Annotated in this window: 19 protein-coding genes, 2 tRNA genes and 1 pseudogene; 13 read left to right on the forward strand and 9 right to left on the reverse strand. The window is 60.2% G+C overall.

What is annotated here, in order from left to right; genetic code table 11:
- Positions 1–50: 50 nt before the first annotated feature.
- The 5 genes and pseudogenes from PH256_RS08360 to PH256_RS08380 all read right to left on the reverse strand — a co-directional run.
- Positions 51–992: pseudogene (locus tag PH256_RS08360) on the reverse strand (D-alanyl-D-alanine carboxypeptidase family protein); the annotation flags it as partial.
- 249 nt (positions 993–1,241) lie between these two features.
- The gene (gene scfB / locus PH256_RS08365) at positions 1,242–2,621 is read right to left on the reverse strand and encodes a thioether cross-link-forming SCIFF peptide maturase (RefSeq protein WP_270913767.1); all 1,380 of its coding nucleotides are present in this window, start codon (positions 2,619–2,621) and stop codon (positions 1,242–1,244) included.
- A gap of 151 nt (positions 2,622–2,772) precedes the next feature.
- Positions 2,773–2,925 (reverse strand): six-cysteine ranthipeptide SCIFF, encoded by a 153-nt coding sequence (gene scfA / locus PH256_RS08370; protein WP_087182329.1) that lies wholly within the window; start codon positions 2,923–2,925, stop codon positions 2,773–2,775.
- 87 nt (positions 2,926–3,012) lie between these two features.
- Positions 3,013–4,794: a DUF6020 family protein gene (locus PH256_RS08375; RefSeq protein WP_270913768.1), complete on the reverse strand. Its 1,782-nt coding sequence runs from the start codon at positions 4,792–4,794 to the stop codon at positions 3,013–3,015.
- A 4-nt stretch (positions 4,795–4,798) separates the two neighbouring features.
- Entirely contained in the window at positions 4,799–6,274 is a 1,476-nt protein-coding gene (locus tag PH256_RS08380; protein WP_270913769.1) for an aminotransferase class I/II-fold pyridoxal phosphate-dependent enzyme, read from the reverse strand.
- A 215-nt stretch (positions 6,275–6,489) separates the two neighbouring features.
- Here PH256_RS08380 and PH256_RS08385 point away from each other — a divergent pair, with 215 nt between their 5' ends.
- The 6 genes from PH256_RS08385 (at position 6,490) to PH256_RS08410 (ending at position 11,320) form a co-directional block, all read left to right on the forward strand.
- Positions 6,490–7,134: an HdeD family acid-resistance protein gene (locus PH256_RS08385; RefSeq protein ID WP_270913770.1), complete on the forward strand. Its 645-nt coding sequence runs from the start codon at positions 6,490–6,492 to the stop codon at positions 7,132–7,134.
- A gap of 6 nt (positions 7,135–7,140) precedes the next feature.
- On the forward strand, positions 7,141–8,001 hold the full coding sequence (locus PH256_RS08390; protein WP_270913771.1) for a CPBP family intramembrane glutamic endopeptidase: 861 nt from the start codon (positions 7,141–7,143) through the stop codon (positions 7,999–8,001).
- Positions 8,002–8,023: 22 nt separating this feature from the next.
- Entirely contained in the window at positions 8,024–8,494 is a 471-nt protein-coding gene (locus tag PH256_RS08395) for a nucleoside deaminase (RefSeq protein WP_270913772.1), read from the forward strand.
- Positions 8,491–9,219: an elongation factor P 5-aminopentanone reductase gene (gene ymfI, locus PH256_RS08400; protein WP_270913773.1), complete on the forward strand. Its 729-nt coding sequence runs from the start codon at positions 8,491–8,493 to the stop codon at positions 9,217–9,219. The genes PH256_RS08395 and ymfI overlap by 4 nt, the downstream gene beginning before the upstream one ends.
- Positions 9,220–9,283: 64 nt before the next feature.
- The gene (locus PH256_RS08405; protein ID WP_270913774.1) at positions 9,284–10,012 is read left to right on the forward strand and encodes a GH25 family lysozyme; all 729 of its coding nucleotides are present in this window, start codon (positions 9,284–9,286) and stop codon (positions 10,010–10,012) included.
- Between the two features lie 108 nt (positions 10,013–10,120).
- Positions 10,121–11,320 carry an AI-2E family transporter gene (locus PH256_RS08410; protein WP_270913775.1) on the forward strand — a complete coding sequence of 400 codons (1,200 nt, stop codon included), beginning with the start codon at positions 10,121–10,123 and terminating at the stop codon, positions 11,318–11,320.
- 109 nt (positions 11,321–11,429) lie between these two features.
- Here the strand turns inward: PH256_RS08410 and trxA are convergent, their stop codons facing one another.
- The 3 genes from trxA to PH256_RS08425 form a co-directional block, all read right to left on the reverse strand.
- Positions 11,430–11,741: a thioredoxin gene (gene trxA, locus PH256_RS08415; RefSeq protein ID WP_087184802.1), complete on the reverse strand. Its 312-nt coding sequence runs from the start codon at positions 11,739–11,741 to the stop codon at positions 11,430–11,432.
- Positions 11,742–11,883: 142 nt separating this feature from the next.
- Entirely contained in the window at positions 11,884–12,552 is a 669-nt protein-coding gene (locus PH256_RS08420; protein ID WP_087184803.1) for a Crp/Fnr family transcriptional regulator, read from the reverse strand.
- A gap of 96 nt (positions 12,553–12,648) precedes the next feature.
- Positions 12,649–13,212: a manganese efflux pump MntP gene (locus PH256_RS08425; protein ID WP_270913776.1), complete on the reverse strand. Its 564-nt coding sequence runs from the start codon at positions 13,210–13,212 to the stop codon at positions 12,649–12,651.
- Positions 13,213–13,441: 229 nt separating this feature from the next.
- Between PH256_RS08425 and PH256_RS08430 the strand changes: the two genes are divergently transcribed.
- From PH256_RS08430 to PH256_RS08455, 6 genes are all read left to right on the forward strand, one after another.
- A tRNA-Gly gene (locus tag PH256_RS08430) sits at positions 13,442–13,516 on the forward strand.
- Positions 13,517–13,569: 53 nt separating this feature from the next.
- Positions 13,570–13,656 (forward strand) — tRNA-Leu (locus PH256_RS08435).
- Between the two features lie 619 nt (positions 13,657–14,275).
- A complete protein-coding gene (locus tag PH256_RS08440; protein ID WP_270913777.1) occupies positions 14,276–21,106 on the forward strand; it encodes an exo-alpha-sialidase in 6,831 nt (2,276 codons plus the stop codon).
- Positions 21,107–21,162: 56 nt separating this feature from the next.
- Entirely contained in the window at positions 21,163–21,288 is a 126-nt protein-coding gene (locus PH256_RS08445) for a hypothetical protein (protein WP_270913778.1), read from the forward strand.
- 32 nt (positions 21,289–21,320) lie between these two features.
- A complete protein-coding gene (locus PH256_RS08450; protein WP_270913779.1) occupies positions 21,321–21,980 on the forward strand; it encodes a pentapeptide repeat-containing protein in 660 nt (219 codons plus the stop codon).
- A gap of 25 nt (positions 21,981–22,005) precedes the next feature.
- Complete coding sequence (locus PH256_RS08455) at positions 22,006–23,376, forward strand: MATE family efflux transporter (RefSeq protein ID WP_270913780.1); 1,371 nt, start codon at positions 22,006–22,008, stop codon at positions 23,374–23,376.
- 68 nt (positions 23,377–23,444) lie between these two features.
- Here PH256_RS08455 and PH256_RS08460 read toward each other — a convergent pair whose 3' ends face one another.
- A complete protein-coding gene (locus tag PH256_RS08460; protein ID WP_158096441.1) occupies positions 23,445–24,251 on the reverse strand; it encodes an IclR family transcriptional regulator in 807 nt (268 codons plus the stop codon).
- Between the two features lie 409 nt (positions 24,252–24,660).
- Between PH256_RS08460 and PH256_RS08465 the strand changes: the two genes are divergently transcribed.
- Positions 24,661–26,010, forward strand: coding sequence for a GntP family permease (locus PH256_RS08465; protein WP_270913781.1), 1,350 nt, complete (start codon positions 24,661–24,663; stop codon positions 26,008–26,010).
- The last annotated feature ends 101 nt before the right edge of the window (positions 26,011–26,111 follow it).

Consider the following 26,111-nt stretch of genomic DNA (forward strand, 5'->3'; position numbering starts at 1 on the left):
GCGTCCAGCAGGTGATAGGGCTCGGTGGAATGGTCGCCGGGAGCGCCGGTGGTGACCAGAATGTACTCCCGGCCATCTACCCCGATCAGGCTGGCCAGGCACAGCCCTGCCTGGCTGGTGTAGCCGGTCTTGCCGCCCAGCAGCTCTCCACCCTGGCCGGGCATGCCGTCCAGCAGGGAGAACATGGAGCTGTACACCGTGAATCCCTGGGGATGCTCGCCGGTGGGAGAGGTGGTGTAGCTGCGGGAGGTGAATACCTGGCGGAAGGTTTCGTTTTCCAGCGCGCGGTCCAGCAGATGAGCAAGATCCGCCGCCGAGGCGTAATGGTCCGGGTCCTCCAGGCCGGTACAGTTGGTGAAATGGGTGTGCTCCAACCCCAGCTCCTCTGCACGCAGGTTCATCTGGTCCACAAAGACCTCCTCGCTGCCGCTGACCTGCAGAGCCAAAGTCAGGCAGCACTCCGCGCCGGAGGGCAGCATTGCCCCGTAGAGCAGATCCCGCAGGGGCACCGTTTCACCGGGTGCAAACCCGGCCAGCGAAGCATTTTCCGCCCACAGGCCGTTGAAGATTTCAGCGGGAACGGTTACGGTCTGGTCCAGGTCCGGCAGATTTTCGATGGCCAGCAGTACCGTCATGATTTTGGTGAGCGAGGCGGGCGGGGCTTCCGTGCCGGTGTTTTGCCCGGCGATCAGCTCGCCGCTGGTCCGGTCCAGCAGGGCGGCCCGGGGACTGGAAAGCCCGCTCAGAGCGGGGAGAGAGACGGCAGAAACGGAGCGATGCGAGGAAGCAGGCGCGGCGAGGGGATCGGCTTTCAGCCAGGCCAGCGCCGCGAAGAGCAGCAGGGCCAGCAGCCAGAGCGCCAGTGGACCGCGGCGGCTTCGGCGGCGGCGCTTTGCCCGGCGGCGCGGGGTGGAAGGAATACGGCGGGCCGCTGCGGGCTGGCATACCGGGCAGCGGGGGCGCAGGGTGCGCTGAGTGGTCATAACGAGCATCGGCCTTTCTTTGCCCGGCGGCAAAAAGCTTTCTGCCGGGTGTAATATTGGGATACTTTTGTTATAACAAAAAACGGCCGAAAGTGTTTTGCGGCCGGCTTTCGGTTTTCATACAATTTTCTTACAGCAAAAAATCCCCCGGCAGCCTGCGCCAAGCGCGGTTGCCGGGGGATTTTGAACCTGTAAGGTCAGTTTTTCACCGGCTGTGCGCCGGATTGTGGAAAACTTCGTGGAAAGACTGTGGAAAAATTACTTTTTCATGCCGGCCTCGGCCACCTTCATCATGATGGCGCATTCCATCCGCTTGCGGAACAGCTCACAGCCGTACTCGTAAACGCCGGTGATGCTGCCGGTGGCGTGGTAGGCGTTGGCCGCGCAGCCGCCGGAGCAGTACAGCTTTGCCCAGCAGTCTTTGCAGCCGGGGCGGGCGTAGGCGTTGCACAGCTTGAACTCATCCCGCAGAGCGGTGTTGGTCACGCCGTCCCACACGTTGCCCATGCTGTACTTCGGGTCGCCCACGAACTGATGGCAGGGGAACAGCTCACCCCAGGGGGTCACGGCCAGGTACTCGGTGCCGCTGCCGCAGCCGGAGATGCGCTTGTAGATGCAGGGGCCGTGGTTCAGGTCGATCATGTAGTGGTAGAAGGTGAAGCCCTTGCCCTCGCTCTCGCGGCGCAGCATCTCCTTGGCCAGGATCTCGTACTGCTCCATGATCTTGGGCAGGTCCTCCTCGGTGAGGGCGTAGGGGTCACCGGGGGCGCAGACCACCGGCTCCATGCTCAGCTGGTCGAAGCCCAGGTCGGCCAGGTGGAAGATGTCGTTGGTGAAGTCCACGTTGTTGTGGGTGAAGGTGCCGCGCACGTAGTATTCCTTATTGCCGCGGGCCTTGGCGAACTTCTGGAACTTGGGCACGATGGTGTCGTAGCTGCCCTGACCGGCGTAGTTCTTGCGCAGCCGGTCGTGGACCTCTTTACGGCCGTCGATGCTCATGACCACGTTGTTCATTTCCTTGTTGGCGAACTCGATGACCTCGTCGTCCACCAGAACGCCGTTGGTGGTCAGGGTAAAGCGGAACTTCTTGTTGTTGGGCTCCTCCAGGCTGCGGCCATAGGCAACCAGCTGCTTGACCACATCCCAGTTCATTAGGGGCTCGCCGCCGAAGAAGTCCACCTCCAGGTTGCGGCGCTTGCCGCTGTTGGCCACCAGGAAGTCCAGAGCCTGCTTGCCTACCTCAAAGCTCATCAGGGCGCGCTCGCCGTGGTAGTTGCCCTGGCTGGCGAAGCAGTATTCGCAGTTCAGGTTGCAGGTGTGGGCCACATGCAGGCACATGGCCTTTACTTCGGTCACGCGCTTTTTGAAATCGAAGGCCATGTCGCCGTAGATATCCTTGGCGAAGAGCTTGCCGGCCTTTTCCAGCTCGGCGATGTCCTCGAGACACTGGCGCAGGTCGGCCTCGGTCACATCCTCGCGGCCGGCGTATTTCTCCAGCATTTTTGCCACGATCTCGTCGGCGGGGGTGGTCTCGTACAGGCCGATCACGTCATAGGCCACATCGTCCACCACATGGACCGAGCCGCTGAATACATCCAGCACGATGTTGTATCCGTTGAGTTTATACTGATGGATCATGAAACGAAGGTTCCTTTCTGTAATGAATCTATCTGAAACTAAAAACGAAGGATCTATTCAAAAATCCGGCGGGGGCAGGCCCCGGCTGGATGAAAACGCAAAAAATACCGCCTGCGCACAATGCGGCAGGCGGTATGCTGCAAGGCAAGAATTACTTCTCGTCGTTCTTATGCTCGCACATCTGGTTAGCAACACCGCAGGAGGTTTTGCAGGCAGACTGGCAGGAAGTCTGGCATTCGCCGCAGCCGCCGGTCTGTACGCTCTTGGCCAGGTCGCGGGTCTCGAGAGTCTGAATCCGGTTCATCGATACGTCCCCCTTTCTATACCATAAATTTCCGGGAACCGGGCGGGAATGCCCGGCGCTTAAGAAACCTATAGAAACTTGCGTTTATTATACAATGGAAGCGGCCTTTTCGTCAATACCTACTTTGGAGGCTCCGGCGGGGGCCAGCAGGGTGAACAGGGCGCAGGGAATGAAGTAGGCAAAGGCCAGCAGATAGCGGATCTGCATGTAATTGGGCGCGCCCACCACCAGGCCGAACCACACCAGATACAGCGGCAGATAAGCCAGCAGCAGCCGGGCGCGGCGGCGCAGCAGCTGCACCACGCCGCACAAAAGCAGACCGTAAGCCATAAGCGCGGGCGGAACGAACACCGCCCGGGCCTCCAGCTCGTCCCGCAGGCCCGCCCATCCGGTGAGACCCAGCACAATGTCCTTGCTGGTGATGCCAAAGGCTCCGTTGCTGCCTTCGTAGGGGAAGGAATAGCTGCCGCCGTCAAACCGGGGGCTTACGTAGCCTGCCACCTCGGCCAGCCAGGCCTTCAGGTAGCTTTGCCAGTGGCCGGGCAGCAGCTGGGCCCACACCGAAAGCAGGTCCAGCTTGCCCTGCAGGGTGGCAAAATGCTCGGCATTGAACTCCGAGCTGGTCTTCACCGGGTCCACCGTGATGGGGCTGTAGCTCTGGGCCATGGCCTCCACCGGGATCACCCGGGCGATGGTCTCGGCCTGCTGGGGGCTGAAGGCCTCCGGTTCCGAGGAGGCCACATAGGCCAGCTGCTGCAGCGGCACGGCCCAGGCTTCGGCGGTGAGGGTGCTCTGCAGACCCAGTGCGCCGTAGACCGGCCCGGTGATCAGCTTCACGCCGATCAGCACCGGCAGAAGCACGGTGAGGATGCGGCGGCGGGCTGGGCGCAGAGCGCAAAGCGCAAGGCAGACTACTGCCGCGATGGGCCAGCCGTTGCCCCGCAGAAAGCACAGCAGCAGGGTGAGAACAACAAAATGAATCACTCCGCTTTTCTGCTGCAGATTTTCCCCCTTACAGCGGGCGGTGTCGAACAGAAACAGGCAGTAGAGCAGCAGCACCCCGTTGAACAGCGGGTCCTTCCAGACCACCAGGCTTTGGAAGGCATACATGGTGCAGCCGCCGAAGAGGGCAAAGCCCAGGCCCACAGCGATCAGCCCCGCGCCCCGCCGGCGCATCCAGACCAGGCTGTAGGCCAGCATGGCGGCCACGGTGGTCATCTGCAGAAAGCCGAAGAGATACGCCCCCAGCTCCATCAGGCCCAGCTTGTAAAAGGGCCAGAGGATCAGCCGCAGCAGCAAAGTGTAAAGGATGGGGTGGGCGTCGTTCAGCCCACCGTGGAAGGCCTGCTCCAGCAGCTGAACCGAGTCCACATCCAGCCGCACCGGGCCCCAGCACAAAAAGACCGGCAGCCAAAGCACCAGAATAACCCCGGTGTACAGCGCCAGCTGCCGCCACAGCGGCCCGGCGGGTGCGGTGGGTACGTCCGCGGCGGGCAGATGAGCCAGAAAGCGGCACAGCCCCAGCAGAATGGGGAACAGAAGGGCGCTGAGCAAGACCCAGAATGCCAAAAAGGAAAGGTCAAACTGCATGGTGCCCGCCACCGCGTTCTGCCCCAAAGTGAAAAAGCAGAACACTGCGGCCAGCACTCCGCAGGCCAGGCCTTCCCGGCGGGAGGGCCTGGCGCACAGGCCGCGCACAGCACAGATGAAGCAGATGCCCCAGAACAAGCAGAAGGCAGGCGGAGACCACACCTGACAGGCCCAGAGCAGGAACAAAGCGCAGAACAGCCCGCTCACCACTCCGGCGGCAGGGACCAGGCGCCGGTGGCGGCTCACAAAGGCCTCCGCAAAGGAAAAGCTGGATAACATGCGATCAATCTCCTTTGGTTGAAGTTGAATGGGAAGCACAGATCAGCACCCGCAGTGCCCGGGGCATGGTGCCGCCGGTGCTGTGCAGCCGCACACCCTGGCGATTCAGCCGGGCGCAGCAGTCCAGAAAGACCCGATCCACCCGTTCGCCGGGTACGATCAGCGGAATGCCCGGGGGATAGGCCCACACATATTCGGCGCTCACCCGACCCTCACAGGCTCCAAGCGGAACCTCCTCACAGGGCAGCTCCAGTGCCTGCGCTACAGGCAGGACGGCGGGCGGCAGCGGCAGTGGTTTGGCAGCAGGCGGCATCGGGCAGGCGGCAAGGCTCTTATCAATTGCCACAAGTGCCCGGGCCAGCCGCAGCAGATTCTCCTCGGTGTCGCCCAGGCCGGTCATGGCAATGGCCCAGTCGCCGCTGGCCATCTCCAGTTCAATGGAAAATTCCTCCCGCAGCCGGGCCATCAGTCCGGGACCGGTGAGGGCGGTGCCCCGGGTGGAGATCACCAGTTTGCCGGGATCGTGGGCGAAAAGGCCGGGATGCTTTTGCAGTGTGTCCGCCCCGTGGCAGAGTACCCGCAGCCGGGTCAGCCCGGCAATGGCACGGTCAAAAGAGGCCAGCGCAGCCTGCCAGCGGGCAAACAGCTCGCCGCCCCGGCGTTCCAGCAGGTCCACGCAGCCGTCCATGCTGGCCATCAGCAGGTAAGAAGGGCTGCTGGTCTCGAAGATGCCCAGCTGACGGGCCAGCGCCTCAGCCGGAATCAAATCGCCCTGCTGGTGCAGGATGCCGGTCTGGGTCAGGCTTGGCAGAGTCTTGTGCAGGCTCTGAACCACCACATCGGCCCCGGAGGCGACTGCCCCAGCGGGCCAGCTGGGGGCAAGGCCCAGATGAGCGCCGTGGGCCTCATCCACCAATACCGGAACCCCGGCGGCATGAGCGGCGGTGCAGATGGCGGTAAGATCGCTGATCACGCCCTCATAGGTGGGGCTGGTGAGCACCAGCAGCTTTGCGTCCGGGTGGGCGGCCAGCGCGGCGCGCACCTGTTCTGGGGTAATGGAGGCCAGTACCCCGAAGCTCTTGTCCACCGGCGGGGCCAGCCAGACTGGCACCGCGCCGCAAAGCTCCAGCGCGTGGTAAACGGATTTGTGGCAGCCGCGGCTCAGGATCACCTTGCCGCCATGGCCCGCCGCCGCCCGGATACCGGCCAGGATGCCGCAGGTGCTGCCGTTTACCAGATAAAAGCTGCGCTGCGCGCCCCAGAGCCGGGCGGCACGGTCCATGGAATCCTTCAAAATACCCTCGGCCTCGTGCAGGTCGTCGAAGCCGTGGATTTCAGTGATGTCCCAGGCCGCGCCCAGAGCGGCCAGATAGGAGGCCAGTGCGGTGTTCCGCTTGTGGCCGGGCATGTGCATGGGAGCAGGACCGCCGGTGCTGTGGCGGGCCAATGCTTCCAGCAGAGGAGGAAACGGGTCAGGCATGCAGAAATACTCCTTTGAAGCGGGGCATTCCCGGTAGGAAGACCGCCGCGTTTTTTCCACTTTATCATAACACACTTGCCCCGGCGGCGCAAAAAAAGAAGGGATGTGCGCGCTGCAACAGGAAACCGGTCAGTTTTATGGTATAATAATCAAAATAAGTATCAACAGGGACGCACCTTTCACAGGGGGCGTCCGGATGAAATGAGGAATTTGCTATGAAAAATTTCCGCAAGACCTTTTCCATCTCGTCGGTGGCTTTTATTCTGGTGGGCCTGGCGCTGCTGCTCTGGCCGGATGTATCTCTGCGGCTGGTCTGCGGGCTGTTTGGCCTGGTGATCCTGCTGAAGGGCGTGAGCAGCATCTACAGCTTTTTGAAGGCTGAGGTGCGGGGCTTCTTCAGCTACTTCGGCTGGCTGTTCGGCGCAATCGCGGTGGCTCTTGGCATCTTCTTGCTGATCCGGCCCCAGACCGTGGTGTCCGTTTTGCCCATTCTGGTGGGCCTGTTCGTGATTCTGGACGGTGTGATGCGGGTGCAGAGCGCCTTTGAGCTGCGGGCAGCGGGCTATGACCGCTGGTGGAGCTTGCTGCTGCTGGCACTGGTCAGCGTGGTATTGGGCGCGGTAATGCTGTGGAATCCGTTCGGCACCGTGGAGCTGCTGGTTATGGCCATCGGTGTGATCCTGATGGTGGAGGGCGTATTGAATCTGGCTGGTTCCATCTGGGCTGCAATCCAGCTGAAGGGCCTGAAAAAGGCGGCCCGTGACATGGCCGATCAGATGCAGGAGATACTCACCGACCCCGCCTTTGACGATACGGACATCGTGGAGGCGGACTGGCGCGATTTGGACGATAAGCATTAAACCGGCATGAAACGGACGCTTTTCAAGCAGGGGGCAGAACCGCTGCCACCGGAATTGCAGCGGGCCGCCGCTTTGTGCGGGCTGGCCGCGCTGGTCTATCTGGCGGCGGATTCCGCTTTGAGTGGGTTGCTGGGCCCGTCGGTGGACGGTCTGTCCCCGTCAGCGGGGGAGCTGGTGGCGCTGGGCAAAAATCTGTTGGCGCTGGCGGCTCCGCTGCTGGTGGCGCTGGCTAGCCCGCCCGGGGCCCCGGTGCGCCTCAGGCGGCCCCGCTGGAGGCTGCTCCCGGCGCTGTTCCTGCTGTTCTGGGTGCTCACCATGGCAGGAAATCTTGCCAGCACCGTCCTGCGGGCTGTGTTGGGCGAAGCCGCCGGTGTGCAGCTGGCGGAGGCCCCGGCCGGGCTGCTGTGGCTTCGGCTGGCGCTTGTTCCGGCGGTGGGCGAGGAGCTGCTCTTCCGGGGGCTGATGCAGGGCTACCTGCGCCCCTGGGGTGGTCGGGCGGCAGTGTGGGGCCAGGCAGTGCTGTTCGCGCTGCTGCACGGCGAGGCACCGGCCTGCCTGTCGGCTCTGCTTTCCGGGCTGGCGCTGGGCCTTTGCGCCGAAACCAGCGGCAGCCTCTGGCCCGGCATGGTCTTTCATCTTTACAACAACACCTTGGCCCTGCTGGGGCAGACCGGCGCGGGTCCGGCGTGGGTGCAGCCGCTGCTGCTGTTCGGCCTGCCCGCTGCCGCGCTGGCGGTTTGGGCGGCAAAACCCAAGCTTCTGCCCCGTCTGCACGGCAATGGCGGGGGTGTGCTGGCCCGCTGCCCCGGGTATGCCCTGGCGGCGGTGCTGCTGACGGTACAGATGCTGCACGCCACGTTTACATGATTTTTCACGAAGGAGAAACCGGATGACTGACGAAGAACTGATGGGCCTTGCCCTGGAGGAAGCAAAAAAAGCCGCAGCGCTGGGCGAGGTACCGGTGGGGGCGGTGGTGGCCAAGGACGGCGAGCCCATCGCTCTGGCCCATAACACCCGGGAAACCGAGAAAAACGCCCTGCACCACGCCGAGCTGCTGGCCATCGACGCGGCCTGCAAAAAGCTGGGCGGCTGGCGGCTGTGGCAGTGCGAGCTGTTCGTGACGCTGGAGCCCTGCCCCATGTGCAGCGGGGCTATCATCAACAGCCGTATCAAGCGGGTGGTCTACGGCGCGAAGGATACCAAGGCGGGCTGCTGCGGCTCGTTGGTGGACCTGTTTGCCTACCCGTTTAATCACCATCCGGTGATCGAGAGCGGCCTGCGGGAGCAGGAGGCTGCCGCCCTGCTTCAGGAGTTTTTTGCCATGCTGCGGCGTAAACGGGAGGAGAAAAAGGAAAAATGAGAGAAAAGACAGTGCTGGTCACCGGGGCAAGCCGGGGCATCGGCGCGGCGGTGGCCCGGGCCTTTGCCAATGCCGGATACCGGGTGGCCGTCAACTATAACACCAGCAAGACCGAGGCCGAGGCCCTGGCGGCCCAGTGGCCGGATCAAATGCTGCCGGTGCAGGCAGACGTGGCCGACCGGGCCCAGGTGGAGGCCATGTTCCGCCAGGTGGAGGAAGCCTTCGGCGGGGTGGATGTGCTGGTATGCAACGCGGGCATTGCCCGACAGGAGCTGTTCACCGACGTGACCCCCGCGGCCTGGCAGCGGATGCTGGATGTGCACCTGAGCGGTGCCTTCCACTGCTGTCAGTGCGCGCTGCCCCATATGCTGCATCAGAAATGGGGACGCATCGTGACCGTGAGCTCCATGTGGGGCCAGGTGGGTGGCAGCTGTGAGGTGGCTTATTCCGCCGCCAAGGCGGGTCTGATCGGCCTGACCCGGGCCCTCGCAAAGGAGGAAGGCCCCAGCGGCATCACGGTGAACTGCGTGGCCCCCGGCGTGATCGAGACCGATATGATGGCGGCCTTTTCCGCCAAGGACAAGGCTGCCCTGGCGGAGGAGACCCCGCTGGGCAGTCTGGGCAGTCCGGAGCAGGTGGCAAAGGCTATCCTGTTTTTGGCCGGCGATGACGCAGACTACATCACCGGCCAGGTGCTGGGGGTGAACGGCGGCCTGGTGGTATAAGCGCCAATCCGCCGGAACGCTTTTCCCTTCTGCCGCATACAATGCGGGCAAGGAGGGGAGCACGATGACAGTATTTCAGGAAGGGATCGACGTATCCCGTTATCAGGGCGTGGTGGACTGGTCTGCCGTGGCCGCGGCGGGCAAGGAGTTTGCCATCGTCCGGGTGGGCTCCAGCAACCAGAGCGGGCCCTATGTGGACCCCTGTTTTACCCGCAACGTGCAGGGGGCACATGCCGCCGGGCTGCGGGTGGGGGCCTATTTTTACACCTATGCCAAAACCGAGAGCGAGGTCATCCGGGAGCTGGATGTGTTTTTGAAGGCACTGGAGGGCCACCGGCTGGAGTATCCGGTCTATGTGGATGCGGAGGATGCCTCGCTGGCAAGCCTGGGACGGGACGCAGTGACCCGGCTGATTCAGTTTTCCATGGATATTCTGGACCAGAAGGGCTGGTTCCCGGGCTATTACAGCTATACGGAATTTTTGCGCCGTTACGTCAATACCCAGCAGCTGGCGGATTACCCCCTGTGGGTGGCCGACTACCGAGGCTATGTGGGTTACGGCGGCAGCTATGGGGTCTGGCAGTATTCCTCGGTGGGGCAGGTGAGCGGCGTGAACGGCAATGTGGACCTGAACTACAGCTACAAGGATTACCTGCCGCTGATCCGGGCGGCGGGCAAGAATGGTTATCTGCCGGAGGTGGACCCCACTCAGCCGGAGGAGGATTACTACGAGCTGTGGCGTGCCGCCCAGGATAAGCTGGACCGGATTGCAATGATCCTGGCCGAGGAATAAGGTTGCATCACCGGGCAAAACATGCTATCGTTAAGGCGATGCCGGGGCGGCCACAAAAACCACCCTGGAATATGGAACAAAAAATGATCCGCTGTTTAGGAGAATAATATGGAAAACAAAACCTTTTTGCGCAATGTATTGGGCATTGCCACCTTCTGCATCCTGCTTTACTGGGGGCTGCAGAATATGGACCGGGTGGGCAGCTTCCTGGGAATGGTAGCCGGTCTGCTCATGCCCTTTTTGCTGGGCGCTGCCATGGCCTTTATTTTGAATGTGCCCATGCGCGCCATCGAGACCCATCTGCCCCAGAAGCTGCAAAAGGCCCACCGGGGCATCTCGCTGGTGATAACGCTGGCCGGAGTGATCGGTGTGGTCATGGTGGTGTCGCTGCTGGTGCTGCCGCAGCTGCAGAATACCGTGCAGACCATTGCGGCCCGGATGCCCGCCTTCTGGGCGCAGGCTCAGGAATGGGCCAATGAGCTGATGATCCGCTACCCCGAGCTGGCGGACTGGCTGAGTGAGGCCGGTAACCTGAACCTGCGCAATGTGACCCAGCAGGTGGTGGACTGGCTGAAAAACGGCGGACTTGCGCTGGTGGGCAACACGGTCACCGCGGCCACCGGCATCATCTCGGGCTTTGTGAACTTCTTCATTGCCTTCATTTTCGCCATTTACCTGCTGTTCCAGAGGGAGACACTGAGCCGTCAGGGCCGGATGCTCCTGTTTGCCTGGATGAAGCCGGAGCATGCGGAGAAGGTGCTGGAGGTGGTTCGGCTGGCCAACAAGACCTTCTCGAACTTTCTGTCCGGTCAGTGCCTGGAGGCCTGCATTCTGGGCGCGCTGTTCGCGGTGGGCATGCTGCTGTTCCGTATGCCTTATGTGCTGCTGGTCAGTGTGCTGGTGGCGGTCACCGCGCTGATTCCGGTGTTCGGTGCCTTCATCGGCTGCTTTGTGGGCGCGTTCCTGATTCTGATTCAGAACCCCATGCAGGCCGTGGTGTTTGTGATTTTGTTCCTGGTGATCCAGCAGATCGAGGGCAACCTGATCTACCCCCGCGTGGTGGGCAGCTCGGTGGGCCTGCCCTCGGTGTGGGTACTCACCGCCGTTACTCTGGGCGGCAGCATGTTCGGCGTGGTCGGTATGCTGGTGATGATTCCGCTGTGCTCGGTGCTCTACAGCCTGCTGCGCACCGCCACCCGGGAGCGCCTGCGCCGCCGTGGTGTGGAAAAGGCAAAGTATATGCTGGCACCTGCTCAGCAGGCTCCGAAGGCTCAGGCCCAGCCGCCGAAGGCTCCGAAGAAAAAGTAAATTCGCAAATAATAAAAGCGCCTGCCCGGCGGTTTTCCCGGGCAGGCGCTTTTTGGTGCGAGTCAAAAAGAAAACCGCTGGCTTTCACCAGCGGTTTTCGCAAATCGATTTACTTCAGCAGCTCTTCCACAGCAGCCTTGGGCTTCAGGCCCACGCTCTTGTTGGCGATGGCGCCATTCTTGAACACCATCAGGGTGGGGATGCTCATTACGCCGAACTGCATGGCCAGCTCGGGGTTCTCGTCGATGTCGATCTTGCAGACCTTCACCTGACCAGCCTTCTCCTCAGCCAGCTCATCCACGATGGGAGCCATCATGCGGCAGGGACCGCACCAGGTTGCCCAGAAATCCACCAGAACGGGGACATTGCTCTGCAGGACCTCCTGCTCGAAGTTTGCTTTATTTACAGTTACAACGCTCATTTCATAACACTCCTTTTTATTTCAGGGGCTCCGCAGGTGAGTGCGGAGCGGTTCATCCATTGGCCTTAGTATACCAGTGCCGGGGCAGGTTATCCGTGATGTAATCACCTTAATTATACCACGCCGGTGAAGGTTTGTGGCCTCAGCGCAAACTGTCCTTCGCCACCTCACGCAGCTTGTCCATGTCCAGCAGGGTGATGCAGCCCCGGGCAATGAGCACCATCTTTTCGGTCTGGAAATATTTGAGCATCCGGGTCACCACCTCCCGTGCGCTGCCCAGATGATGGGCGATCTCCTCATGGGTCAGGCGAAGCTCGGTGGTGTCGTTCAGCTGCGCCTCGCCCACCAGGAAGGCGGCCAGGCGGCTGTCCAGATGCTTGTAGAGAATCTGGTCCAGCAGCCACATCACGTCGGAAAAACGGCTGGCAATCAGCTCGGTGGTGTAGTTGGCCACCGGGGCGGATTCCTGCATCAGCTTTTTGTAGACCGGCGCGGGAATACGGTAAAGGATGCAGTCCTTTTCCGCCTGCACCGAGATGTCGAACTGCAGGCTGTTGAGCATGCAGTAGGCCGAGAGAATGCACACATCCCGCTCAAACAGCCGGTACAGGGTGACCTCGCGCCCCTCCTCGGAGAAGGAGTATCCCCGCAGCTGGCCGTGTACCACGATCAGCGGGCCCACGCAGTCCTCAGAGCCGTTGTGCACCACCTCGCCCTTGCTTACGTGATGCAATGTCACGTTCTGGGCCAGGTATTGCTGCTGCTCACGGGTGAGCTTGGGCCAAAAGGGAAGATATTCGTAAAATTCCATCGGCGGGCCTCCCTGGGGTTACGGATTTTGTCAAAAAGACAAGAAGGATTACAAAACGATTATGCCACAAAACGAGGCGGGATGCAACGCCGCGGCTCAAAATGCCAGCAGGCCCAGATGCTCCAGCAGAATCTTGCAGCCCATCAGCACCAGAACGATACCGCCTGCCAGCTCGGCACGGGATTTGTAGCGGGCGCCGAACCGGTGGCCGATGGCTACGCCCACGGCGGAAAGGCAGAAGGTGATCACGCCGATGAAGCTTACGGCGGGCACGATATCCACCGACAGGAAGGCAAAGGTTACGCCCACCGCCAGGGCGTCGATGCTGGTGGCCACCGCCAGGGGCAGCATGGCTGCCGGGCCGAACTGGCAGTTCAGCTCCTCCGGCTCCGAGCGGGATTCCCGGATCATGTTTACGCCGATGAATACCAGCAAGACAAAGGCGATCCAGTGGTCCACGTTGGTGATGAATTGCTGGAACTGGGTTCCCAGAAGATATCCAATCAGCGGCATCAGTGCCTGAAAGCCGCCGAAGTACAGGCCGGTGATGGCAGCATGGCGGGGTTTCAGGCTGGGAAGGCTCAGACCCTTGCAGATGGAGACGGCAAATGCATCCATGGAAAGGCCGACTGCCAGAATAAACAGTTCGATCAGACTCATAAAATAAAAACTCCCTCGCAGAAAATTTGCCTGGCCGCAAAGCCGGCCGGGGAATATGCAGCTTGCGAAAAACGCAGTAATATTAATTATAACATATATCTTCATGGCCCTCACCGGGCCTTTGGAAAAAAGAAGTATAATTTTTTGAAAAATATTTCAAAAAAGGGCTTGCGTTTTGCAAAACACCGTGCTATAATATATTTCGCAGCCGACACGAGAGAGCTGATGCGCAGGTGTCGTACAACGGCTAGTACATCAGCCTTCCAAGCTGAGGACGTGGGTTCGACTCCCATCACCTGCTCCACAAAGCAGGCAAGGGGCTAGGGCTCCGGCTTGCTGGCTGCAACAACAGCATATGCGGATGTGGCGGAATTGGCAGACGCGCTAGATTCAGGTTCTAGTGGTAGCGATACCGTGGGGGTTCAAGTCCCTTCATCCGCACCAAAGCCCCGAATACGAAAGTGTTCGGGGTTTTCTTTTTATCTTGTCACGCACTTCTTTATGCTTTACCGATCAAAGGCCTGGTCATTTAGCCGGGCCTTTTTCTTTTGCATCCTGTTACGTTTTACGCCGGAAAAATCGAACCGGAGTGCAGTTGCCATCCCCGGAAAGACGGTTTGGCCAGCGGATTTTTTACCAGATGAGGCGCAGGGATAAAACTGCAGTCAGCGACAGGAAGCAATAGAAATAAAGCTCACGAAACGAAAAAACTCAAAAATAAATTCAAAATATCAAACAAAACAGCCGGTTGGCAGGATGACGAATGTCCCCCGTACTAATTTGTAGAACATAAGATCGGCAAAAAAGCAATATTCATACCAAACAAAAATCTATTGAAAAAATAGGCATTTTGATGAAGAAAATTTTCATAATTTACACAAAAAGATGAAAAATTTTTCCATTAAGTCAAAAAGTTGAAAATTGAATATACATATCACTGAAAAATGCTATCATTGACGAGAAAATCTGTGCAACATGCAAGCGAACGGAAAGGAGAGGAGGAAGACAAAAAACAGCGTTGCGCAAGAAATGAGAAGCAAACAGCGGAAAGGTTAAGGATAGCATGAGACTGAAACTGAAACGCATGGTGGCACTGTTGCTGGCAGTTTGTGTGATGGCCAGCACGGCAGCCCCTGTTTTTGCAGCGGATGAACCGCTGCTGGAACAGCCGCCGGTAACCGCAGAAGAAGTGACCGGAGAACTGACCCTGCCCGGCGAAGTGCCTGCAGCCACTGAAACGCCCAAAGCAACGGAAGTGCCTGCGGCAACCGAAGAGCCTGTAGTCACGGAAATGCCTGCGGCGACCGAAGCACCCGAGGCGACGGAAGTGCCTGAGGCTACCGAAGAGCCTGTAGCCACAGAAGTGCCTGCGGCAACCGAAGCACCCGAGGCGACCGAGACGCCCGCGCCCACGGAAACGCCAGCTCCCACGGAAACACCGGAGGGAAACGAGGTTCCTGTGGCCGAGGATGGCGCGGACAAGCTGGCTCAGGCCAAAAAGGCTGCGCCTCAGATCCCGGGCTTTGAACTGTATACTGGCGATTCCATCGATACCGCCCGGCAGTACATCTTGGTGGCTCAGGATCAGCGGGAGGGGGAAAATGGCGTTTATGCGCTGTACCTCAGCGCAGATGGCGCATCCACCAGTCCCGGAGCCTTGAAGGCCAAGGGCGCGGTGACCGCGCAGCTGACCCTGAGCGAGAACGGTGTCACCGCCGCCTGGCTGAAAAATGGCGAATCCCTCACGCTGGACCGGCTGCTGCTGGATGCAAAGCAGAGTGAGGACGGCAAGGTTGCCTTCTCCAACAGCGCTACCAGCCAGTGGCTCAAGCTGGATGGCAGTATGACCGCCGCGACCGAGAGCTTCTGCTCGGTCCAGAAAAAAGCCGACGGCTCCTACCTGCTGAAAAATGCTGCAAACAACCGGGTGCTGAGCTTCAACATCAACGGCGACGGCGGCAAATTTACCAGTGCCCAGACCGACTTCTGGGCCCCGCAGGCCGAAACGGACTACAGCATCTATCTGTATGCCCGTCAATCGGATGAAAACGCGCCCCAAATCCCCGGCTTCTCCCTGTACACCAGCAGTCAGCTGGATCTGAGCAAGGAGTACCTGATCGTAGCCCGCGGTAAGGAGGAAGCCTACAAAGATGAGGTGTATGCACTGTATCTGAGCGATGCAGGCAAGAGCCTGAATCCCGGCTCCCTCAGTGGTGTGGACGGTACTGTTGCCGCTAAACTCACTTTGACGGAGGGCGGCGTGCAGGCCTCCTGGCTGAAGGATGGAAGCACTCTGACCCTGGAGGACCTGACCCTGGTGGGCAGCGCCATGGATGGCGGCTTCAGCCTGCAGAATGCCAAGAGCGGCAACTATCTGGCATTGGCTGAGAGCAACATGGTGGCGGATCAGGCGGTGAGCCTGGGCGTGGCCAAGGCGGGCGACGGCTGGCAGATCAGCGGCGCCAAGCGTGTGCTGGACTTTAACCGCAAGGGCGATACCACCCAGTATCCCAATAACATCACCGATTTCTGGGGTCCCCGAAGCCTGTCTGAGGGCAAGAGCTATACCCTGTGGCTCTACGCGCGGGACATCACCCTGAACGAGACCGACCTGAAGATCGACGGCTACACCCAGGCGGAAACCGATATCCTGACCGACGGCGTTTACGCAGTGGTGGGCTATGACGAGGGTTTCCGGGTGCTCTCTACCAGCGGTGCGAACAATGCCAACGCAGCGGTGCGGGATGACCGGACCGGAAAGCTGACCAATGCACAAGAGGCGCTGGCCGGGGCAGATCTGTCGCTGACCAGCACGCAGGGCGGCGTGTATCTCACCGCCATGACCGAGGACGGCCCGGTTTATCTGGGCCTGGGCAGCGAGGGGGTATTCCGCAGCGATGCTCCGGTACTGCTCACCGTGACGAAGAACGAAAACAACACCTACACTCTCAGCGCAGGCGAAGCCAGGCTGGCGGTGGAGAACGGCGGCTTTACCGCCAATGCACAGGGCAGTCCGGTTCAGCTGTTCCTGAAAAAAGCCGAGCAGCCCACCCTGGTGCGTACCAAGGCTGTGGTAGAGCAGGGCTACGCAGGCACCAGCCAGCTGGCGGTGACCGGTGGCACCGAATGGATTTATACCGACGCCCGGGGCGCGCACCCGGCAACGGTGGAGTGGACCCTGACCGAAAATCCGGACGGCGCTTTCCGTCTGGAAAATGGCGTGCTCACCGCGCTCAAGGCAAGCGGCACCGGCACTGCATCCGGTAAACTGGTTTACACCGAGGAGAAAGCGGTGGACCTGGGCACTGTGGCCCTGACTGCCTGCGGCCCGGAGGAGGCGATTACCGGCACCACACAGAATCAGCCCTTTGTAAACGGCGAGCCGGACGGCGGCAACGGCAAGAACTATCGTATTCCCTCACTGATCACTCTGGACAATGGTTGGATGGTGGCTGCAGCGGATATGCGCTGGCAGACTACCGCCGACTCTCCCCAGAATCTGGATACCATTGTGAGCGTCTCCAAGGACGGCGGTGCCACCTGGAGCTATGAGGTTGTAAACTACTTTGATGATCAGGCCAACAGCGCCACCGGCCAGGCCAGCGCCTCTTTCATCGACCCCTCCATGGTGCAGGGGCCGGACGGCAAGCTGTACATGGTGGTGGACGCCTGCCCCTCCTATGTGGGTCTGATGAGCGGCAACCGGATGGGCAACCAGAGCAGCGGCTTTGACGAGCAGGGCCGGATGCTGGTGGCCCTCGCCGGTGAAAACCAGGATGCTCCCAAGGAAAAGAGCGCCTACACCTATCGTGTGGATCTGAACGCAGAGCCTGCCCGGGTCACCGTGCAGGGCCAGGAACTGAAGCTGTACCCCATCACCACCGAGAGCGGAGAAACCACCGGTCAGTGGGTGAATGCGGAGCTGGATCTGTTTGCCTGGGACGGTGCGTCCGGCCCGGTGGAGAAGGTGATGCGGGAGCAGCTGAGCAGCGGCGAGATGGTACAGACCAATCTGTTCTACCGCAGCAGCGCCTGGAAGGCGTACCCTGTGTTCTACATCATGCTGCGCAGCGCCGAGGTAACGGCAGATGGCCTGATATGGGGCGAACCCACCTTCCTGGACATCAAGTACACCGAAAATGAGTCCTTCACCGGTGTGTGCCCCGGCCGCGGCCTGGTAACCACCGTGGAGGGCAAACAGCGCATCGTGTTCCCCCTGTACGACAATGCCACCGGTCAGGAGTACGCCAGCGTGATCTACAGCGATGACAACGGCAAAACCTGGACCCGCGGCGACCGGGTGAACAACCTGGCCAGCGGCAGCAAGACCAGTGAGTCCCAGGTGGTGAACCTGCCGGACGGCGGCATGCGCATCTTCTGCCGCAACCTGGGCGGCCAGATTACCTTTGCCGACAGCTACGACGGCGGCGCGACCTGGGGCCAGGCCACTGCGGACAGCGCCCTGAATTACACCTCCAACTGCATGGTGTCCTTCATCAATGCGGCCGGTTATGTCAAGAGCCCGGAGGGCAAGGTTTACGGCGATCTGGTGATCGCTTCCTACCCGGCGGGCGGCGGACGTACCAACGGTGTGATCCGTGTGGGCTCCATGAGCGAGACCGGCACCATCACCTGGCTGAACGACACTGAGGTGGATTTTGCGGGCCGGTACCAGTATTCCTGCCTGACCCAGAAGCAGGGCGATGCCCTGGGCCTGCTGTTTGAGTCCGGGACCGCCGGCCCCGGCAGCACCGAGAACAGCGGCGCGGGTGGCATCTATTACACCGATCTGACCATTACCGGCATGCTGGGCGAGGGCTGGAGCTATCTGGCCAGCTACGACGGTCCGATGGAGGGTGGCCATTCCGGTGTGACCCAGGACCAGCCTTATATTCCCGACGAAACCGGCTCCAGCCGCCGGTTCCGCATTCCCGCCATGATCACGCTGGACAATGGCTGGATTCTGAGCGCGGCGGATGCCCGCTGGGGCTCCACCATGGACGCGGCCAACAACCTGGACGGACTGGTCAGCCTTTCCAAGGACGGCGGCAAGACCTGGGAGTGGCAGATGATTAACCATTTCGCCGACTTCCCGGACCAGACCCCCGGCGCTTACAGGAAGAGCGCCTCCTTCATTGACCCGGCGCTGATCCAGAGCGAGGATGGCACCATCTACATGGTGGTGGATGCCTGCCCGGCCTACTCCGGTCTGCAGAACGGCGGCACCGCCGGCAAGGAGAGCACCGGCTTTGACGAAAACGGCAATCTGGTGATCGCCAGGGGCGAAGCCGGTTCCATCGCCTCCACCAAGGCGGAGGATTACACCTACTATATCGATTCCAAAGACCCCCAGTCCAAGGTGGTGGAAGGCCAGAACCGGACCCTCTATCCCATCAAGGATGCAGCGGGTGCGCTCACCGGCGCCTGGGTGGACGCGGAATACAATCTGTATGAGACCAGCGGCAGCGCGGTGGTGAAATCCACCTGCCGCCAGGAGCTCAGCGGCAAAACCGTGCAGAACAATGTGTTCTACAGCCAGTCGGAATGGAAAATCTATCCCACCTTCCACATCTGGCTGCGCACCGGCAATGTGACCGAAACAGGCATCCAGTGGAGCGAGCCCCGGATTCTGAATGTGAAGCAGCCGGGCGAAGGCTTTGTGGGTGTGTGCCCCGGCCGCGGCCTGACCGTGGAGCTGGGTGAGGACGGCACCGAGCGGGTGCTGTTCCAGGTCTACGATAATGCCACCGGCCAGGAGCGCGCCAGCGTGATCTATACCGATGACGGCGGCACCACCTGGCAGCGTGGAGAGCATGTGACCAACAACGTGGGCAAGACCAGCGAGTCCCAGACCGTCCTTCTGCCGGACGGCGGCATTCGCATGTATTCCCGCAATGACATTGGCTATATCAGCTATGCCGACAGCTACGACGGCGGCGTGACCTGGGGGCCCTCCTGCAAGGATGAGGCGCTGAACTATGTGGGCAACTGCATGGTGTCCTTCATCAATGTGGACGGTGCTCTGGTGGATGCGGACGGAAACGTATACGGCAATCTGATCGCCGCCTCCTATCCCAAGGGCAGCGGCCGGAACAACGGTGTGCTGCGCATCGGCAGCATTGACGCGGCCACCAATCAGGTGATCTGGCTGAACCCGGCGGATGTGAAATACCCCGGCAGCTACCTGTATTCCTGCCTGACTCAGCTGAAGGGAGAAGCCCTGGGCCTGCTGTATGAAAAGGAAGACACCAGCTACGGCACCGGCTACATCCTGTATGACGCCTTTGCCATGACCGATCTGATGAGTGAGGGCTGGAGCTATCTGGCCCAGGCACCGCAGCTGACGCTGAACACCGGCGATATTGCCTGCGATGCGGGCAGCACCGTGCAGGTGAGCGCCGGCACTGCAGGCATCCCGCAGGATGCCCGGCTGCAGTGGAGCCTGACCAGTGATGGTGAGGCCGCTGTGGCAGCTCTGGACAAGACCGAGAGCAGTGCGGGCGAGATGGTGACCCTGACCGCTCAGGCGGTAGGCAAGGCTACCCTGACCGTGACTGCGCAGGTGCAAACGGAGAACAAAACCCTCACCCTGCAGGACAGTGTCCGGGTCTATGTATCCGACGAGAATACCGTGACTCTGCCGGACGAATTTGAAAACGGCGGTGTTACCGAGAGTGCAGCCCGCAACGAGAACCCGCTGCTGAAGATGCAGACGGCCATTGAAGACGGCGTGTATGCCATCGTGGCCGGCGGCAAGGCGCTGTATTCCAGTGCCACCGGCACCGCGGCTGACCAGGTGGGCGTGACCGATGAAGCAGGCGAGCTGAACCTGAACACCGGCTTTGATGCCAATACCCAGCTGTGGAAGCTGACCAAAACCGAACAGGGCTATACCCTGGAAAGCATGGCCCGCCCCGGCTGGTATCTGGCGGTGGAGGGGCAGACCGGCGGCAAATATCCCCCGGTCAAGGAAACGCCCACCTACTTTGCCATTACCGGTGACGGAGAGGGCGGTTATCAGATCAGCACTCGGCTGGACGACACCGAGTATTTCCTGAGCCAGACCGGCAAGTTCTGCATCACCGCAGGCAGCGGCAGCGAGATGGCCATGTACCGTCAGTTTGCCCTGCAGGCAGGGGAAAGCTACTACCGCACCAGCGCCACAGGCCTGAAGAAGATGATTGCATTCCTGGAGGGGCTGGACGAAAGCCTGTACACCCCGGCCAGCTGGGATCGGATGCAGCAGGAGAAGGCCGCCGCAGAGCAGGCAGCCGCGCTGGATGGCGCACTGTTCGTGGATTCCGATGCCCGCTCTGCTGCTGCCCGGGACCAGGCCCGGCAGGCGCAGGAGACCATCAATGAGGCAACCGGCTCGCTGTTCCAGGCTGCGCGCGGTCTGGAAAAGAAGGCTGACGTGCGTTATACGGTGACTTTCCGGATCACTGGCGAATATTTTCCCGAGGAAAGCTTTGCTGCCCTGCAGTATAAGGCAGGCGAGCAGATTGCCGCGCCCGCTGCACCGGCGCATGAGGGCTATACCTTCAGCGGCTGGCAGAACCTACCCGAGACCATGCCGGAGAAGGATCTGGTGGTGACCGGCTCTTACACAAAGGATGCTGGTGAACCGGAGCAGCCGGAGGAAACCCCCACCCCGACTCCTGTACCCACCCCTGTACCTACTCCTGCGCCCGACCCGGGTCAGGACAGTGGTGCTCAGGAAAGCCAGAACGGCCCGGGCGGCAGTGGTTCCACTGCGGCTCCGTCTGCCACAGCTGCCCCCACCGGTACGGCATCTGCTCAGACCGGCGACAGCATCTGGCCTCTGGCTGCTCTGAGCGGTCTGGCGCTGAGCTGCGCCGCCGCTCTGGTACTGCTGCGCCGCAAGCAGGGCTGAGCCTTGCCTAAGCGAAAACGGTAATTCCATACCAAATGCCCCGGCGGCTCCTTCCAATGGAAGGGGCCGCCGGGGTTTGTGTTGCTTTTGAAAAAGAAAAGTCAAAAGGGGGATTGTACCGCCCGCCGGAATGGATTATGATAGAAGAAATGTGTACCAAACAAGGCAGCAAAGACGAATGAGCTTTGCCGCCGGAAACAGGAGGGAATGGACCGTGGAACGGAATAAGCTGCTGGAGGCTGCGCTGCCCGCCCGGCTGGAGCCAGCGGAGCGGCCGGAGGAACTGGTGGATATGGCGCTGGCCCGGGGCGATGCGCTCACCGGCTGGCAGATTACCGGGGCGGATCTGACCGGAATGGATCTGACCGAGCTGGAGGTACAGGGGTGTCTGTTTCAGGGCTGCCGGTTTACCGGCTCCAATTGGCACGGCGCCCGGTTTTCGGATGTGGTATTCCGAAACTGTGAATGCTCGGCGCTGCAGGCGGAGGATGCGGACTTCTGCCGCTGCCGGTTTGAAAACGTAAAAGCTATGGGGGCGAGCTTTGCAGGCAGCCGCCTGGCGCACGTCCGGCTGGAGAACAGCAACTTCCGGCAGACGAATCTGACCGGGGCGCTGCTGCAGCAGGTTTCGTGGAAGCAAACCGACCTGAGCGAGGCTTTTCTGGCCCAGTGCCGCCACAAGGGCCTCACCTTCCGGGAATGCACCCTGATGAGTACCAGCTTCTTTGGCACTCTTCTGAACGGACTGGACTTTACCGACAGCCGTATGGAGGGTATTGTGGTCAGTGATACCGGTAAGGAGCTGCGGGGAGCGATTGTAAATGTGAGTCAGGCGGCAGACCTGGCCCGGGTGCTGGGACTCGTCATCCGCTGAACAGGGAGAAAGAGGAGGAAGTACAATGGCAAAACAGGTGGATCTGCTGCGGGGCAGTATCCTGAAGAGCCTCACTGCGCTGGCTCTGCCCATCATGGGCTCTCAGCTGGTGCAGATGGCGTACAATCTGGTGGATATGATCTGGATTGGCCGGGTGAGCGCCGGAGCGGTGGCCGCCGTGGGCGCAGCCGGTATGTTTATGTGGCTGTCCAACGGGCTGGCGATTCTGGGCAAAACCGGCGGACAGGTGCTGGTGGCTCAGCGCCTGGGCGCGGGCGACAAGCAGGCGGCCGCCCGCTATGCGGCTGCGGCCATTCAGCTGGCAACGGTGATTTCGCTGCTGTACACCCTGCTTATGGTGGCGGGGGCAGGACCCCTGATCGGCTTCTTCAAGCTGAACAGCCCTCAGGTGGCGGCCCAGGCGCGGGTGTATCTGATTATCGTTGGCCTTGGCATGTTTTTCTCTTTTCTGAATCAGGTGCTGATTGCGGTGGTCAACGCCACCGGCAACAGCCATACCCCCTTTCTGGCCATGTGCTGCGGTCTGGGGCTGAATTTTGTGCTGGACCCGGTGCTCATCTTCGGTGTGGGGCCTGTACCCCGTATGGAGGTGGCAGGCGCTGCCCTGGCCACGGTGTTGGCTCAGGTGGTGGTATTTGTGCTGCTGGTGGCCTATGCCCGGCAGGACAGCTGCCTCTTTGATCAGGTGCGGCTGACCCAGCGCACTACCCCGGCGGAGCTGGCTGCACTGGTGCGCATCAGCGGCCCGGCAGCGGTGATGAATGTGGTGTTCCCGCTGATTTCCATGTACATTGCCCGCATGGTGGCTGCCTTTGGTGACAACGCGGTGGCGGTGCAGAAGGTAGGCAGCCAGATCGAGTCCATCAGCTGGATGACGGCGGATGGCTTTGCTGCTGCGGTGAACAGCTTCATTGGCCAGAATTACGGTGCGGGAAATCTGAAACGGGCAAAAAAGGGCTTCGCCGCTGCCTTTGCCATGATGAGCCTGTGGGGCGTGTTCTGCAGCTGCTTGCTCATCTTTGCGGCCGGGCCGATCTTCGGCTTCTTCATCCCGGAGCAAGAGGTGCTGCCTCTGGGGGTGGACTACCTGGTGATTCTGGGCTTCTCCGAGCTGTTCATGTGCTGGGAAATCCTGGTGGAAGGGGCCTATGCTGGCCTCGGCCACACCGCGCCGCCCAGCATCCTGAGCATGGTGCTCACCATGGCCCGCATCCCGCTGGCCATGGTTCTGACCAGTACGGCCCTGGGGCTGAACGGTATCTGGTGGAGTATTTCCATCTCCACCATCTGCAAAGGCGTAATTCTGGTGATCATGTTTGCCGTGTTCTGGCGCGGGCTGCAGCGCAGGCTGGAAAATCAAGCGGCAGTGGAATAAATGGAATATAAATCAGAAAAAGGCTCCGGCCGCATTGTTGTTCAATGCGGCCGGAGCCTTTTGTTTGCTTAAACCAATTCGATGAAACCGCTTACTTCAGGGGCGAAGTCCGGCCGGCGAAGAAGGGACTCAATGTTCTGCTTGGCGCAGAAAAGCTTCTCCAGAGCCAGCGCCTGGCGTTCCTCATCGAAGCGGAAGAGGGGAGCGCTGACACTGAGGGCTGCCATTACCTGACCGTTGGCCACCAGGGGAACCGCCACGCAGCGGATGTTCTCGTCACTTTCACCGCACTCGCTGGCGTAACCTGCCTTGCGCATTTGGTGCAGCTGCTCAATGAGAGTATCCGGGTCGGTTACCGTGTTGGCGGTGATCGCGGGCATATGGCTGCTGTCCGGGTAGAGGGCACGGATCTGGTCATCCGACCAGCACATCAGCAGAGCCTTGCCCAGAGAGGTGGAATACAGAGGGAGCCGCTTGCCCACCGAGCTGATCAACCGGATTGCGTTGGGCGATTCCACCTTTGCCACGTACAGCACCTTGCCGCGGTCCGCCACGCCCATCTGACAGATCTCTCCGCAGCCCTCGGTGACCTGACGCATCTCGTTGTGGATATGCTCCAGCAGGGTGTGCTTGTTGGAGAATACCACGCCTACCGTGAAGGCGGCCAGGCCGATGCAGTAGCGGCCGGTGGCGGGATTCAGTTCCAGAAAGCGGCGTGCGTGCAGCGTATGGATGATGGGGAACAGGCTGCTCTTGGGGGCGTTCAGCCGGCTGGCGATTTCGGAAAGAGTGAAGCCGTCGGTTCCCTCGGAGGAAACAAGCTCTAAAATATCCAGCACCCGGGAGGTGCTGCGGTGTTCAGTAGAAGTGAGCATAAATGATACTCCTTTGGATTCATTGAATACATTATTACTTATGATAACAAAAACGGTGCGAAATGTCCATAATTTGGATATCACTTTCAAACAAGTGAAAGAAAATGAAAAGCATTGAGCATAATGCACAGTTTTTTTGAAATGAATCGATGCTAATCCAACAAATCGCATTCAGTTTTCCGCTTTTTTGTTGACATTTTATGAACGCAGTGTTAGTCTAATAACAGGCGGTTCGTTATTAAGAAAAATGTTCGTATATACGAAATTGAAATAATTAAAACAGAACGGAGGTGAAACGGTCACGTGCACAGGGCAAGGGGAAGCCCGGCACAATACATAGGAAGCAGACTGTTCGATGGCAGTGAGAGAGGATACCATCGGAGAAAGGGAGTAAAAAATGACAAGCACAATGTTGGTTGTTAATCTGGCGATTTCCATCGCTTTGATTATCGGTTTGATTCTGATTCCCAAGCTAAATCCTTCGGTCAGCCTTGTACTGGCCAGTGCTTACATGGGCATTTCCTGCGGACTGGGTGTTGTTCCCACCCTGGATACCATTGCAAGCGGTTTCGGCAGCATGATGACCAGTATCGGTCTTCCCATCGGTTTCGGCGTTATCCTGGGCCAGCTGATGAGCGACTCCGGCATGGCGCAGAAGATCGCTACCACGCTGGTACATGCGGTTCCCAGCAAATACGTTCTGTGGGCTCTTGCGGGTGCAGGCTTCCTGCTGGCAATCCCCGTATTCTTCGACATCACTTTCATCATCCTGGTGCCCATCGGCATCGCGGTGGCGAAGCAGATCAATAAACCCATGAGCTATGTAGCAACCGCCCTGATCATCGGCGCCTGCGTTGCCCAGACCTTCGTTCCTCCCACGCCCAACCCGCTGGCTGCCCCCGATTTGCTGGGTTACAGCTTGGGCACCCAGGTCATCGTTGGCCTGATCTGCGGCCTGATCGTTACCTTCATCGCTCTGTTCATCTGCATCAAGATCCTGGATCTGGGCCTGTTCAATGAGCAGAAGGATGTTAACCACGAAGTTGACGTGCTGAAAAACCTGGAGCAGCGCCAGACCAAGGAGCTGCCTGATCCTCCGTTTGTTCTGTCTCTGGTTCCCCTGCTGCTGCCTGTTGTGTGCATCATGATCAGCACCATGATCGATGCCATGGGCGCTGAGGATGGCAACATCCTGGTCAGCGTTCTGGGCAACAAGATCTTCGCCCTGGTTGTGGGCGTTCTGAGCGCTTACCTCATCGCCTGGAAGTACATTGGCATGAAGGCCAGTGAAAAGTCCGCCAACGAGGCTCTGGGCACTGCCGGCGTGGCTCTGCTCATCACCGGTGCCGGCGGTTCCTTTGGTTCCGTTATCGCGGCTACCAACATCGGCGACGCTCTGATTTCTGCTCTGAACATCAACACCGATTCTGTGATCATGGTTTGCCTGTTCGCCTACTTCATCGGCTTCATCTTCCGTGTGGCGCAGGGCTCCGGCACCGTTGCCGGCATCACCGCCATGACCATCATGGCTACCATCGCTCCTTCCGTGAACGTGCACCCCGTATGGCTGGCAATGGCCTCTCTGGCCGGCGGCATCAGCATCGGCCACGTGAACGATAGCGGCTTCTGGGTTTGCACCAACTTGTCCGGCTTCACCGTGACCGGCGGCCTGAAGACCTACACTCTGCCCATCTTTGTGGTTTCGATTGTAACGTTGATTGTTACCCTGCTGGGCGCGACTTTTGTACCTATGGCATAAATGCAAATCACTCATTCACTCCATGCACTCGCATGGAGTGAATGAGGTTTGTGGTATCTGCCCTTTTACATTATATTATAATTGAAGTAAGAGGGGACCGG

Origin of the sequence: Allofournierella sp. CML151 (genome assembly GCF_027853465.1) — a bacterium.
Taxonomy (GTDB): Bacteria; Bacillota; Clostridia; order Oscillospirales; family Ruminococcaceae; genus Allofournierella.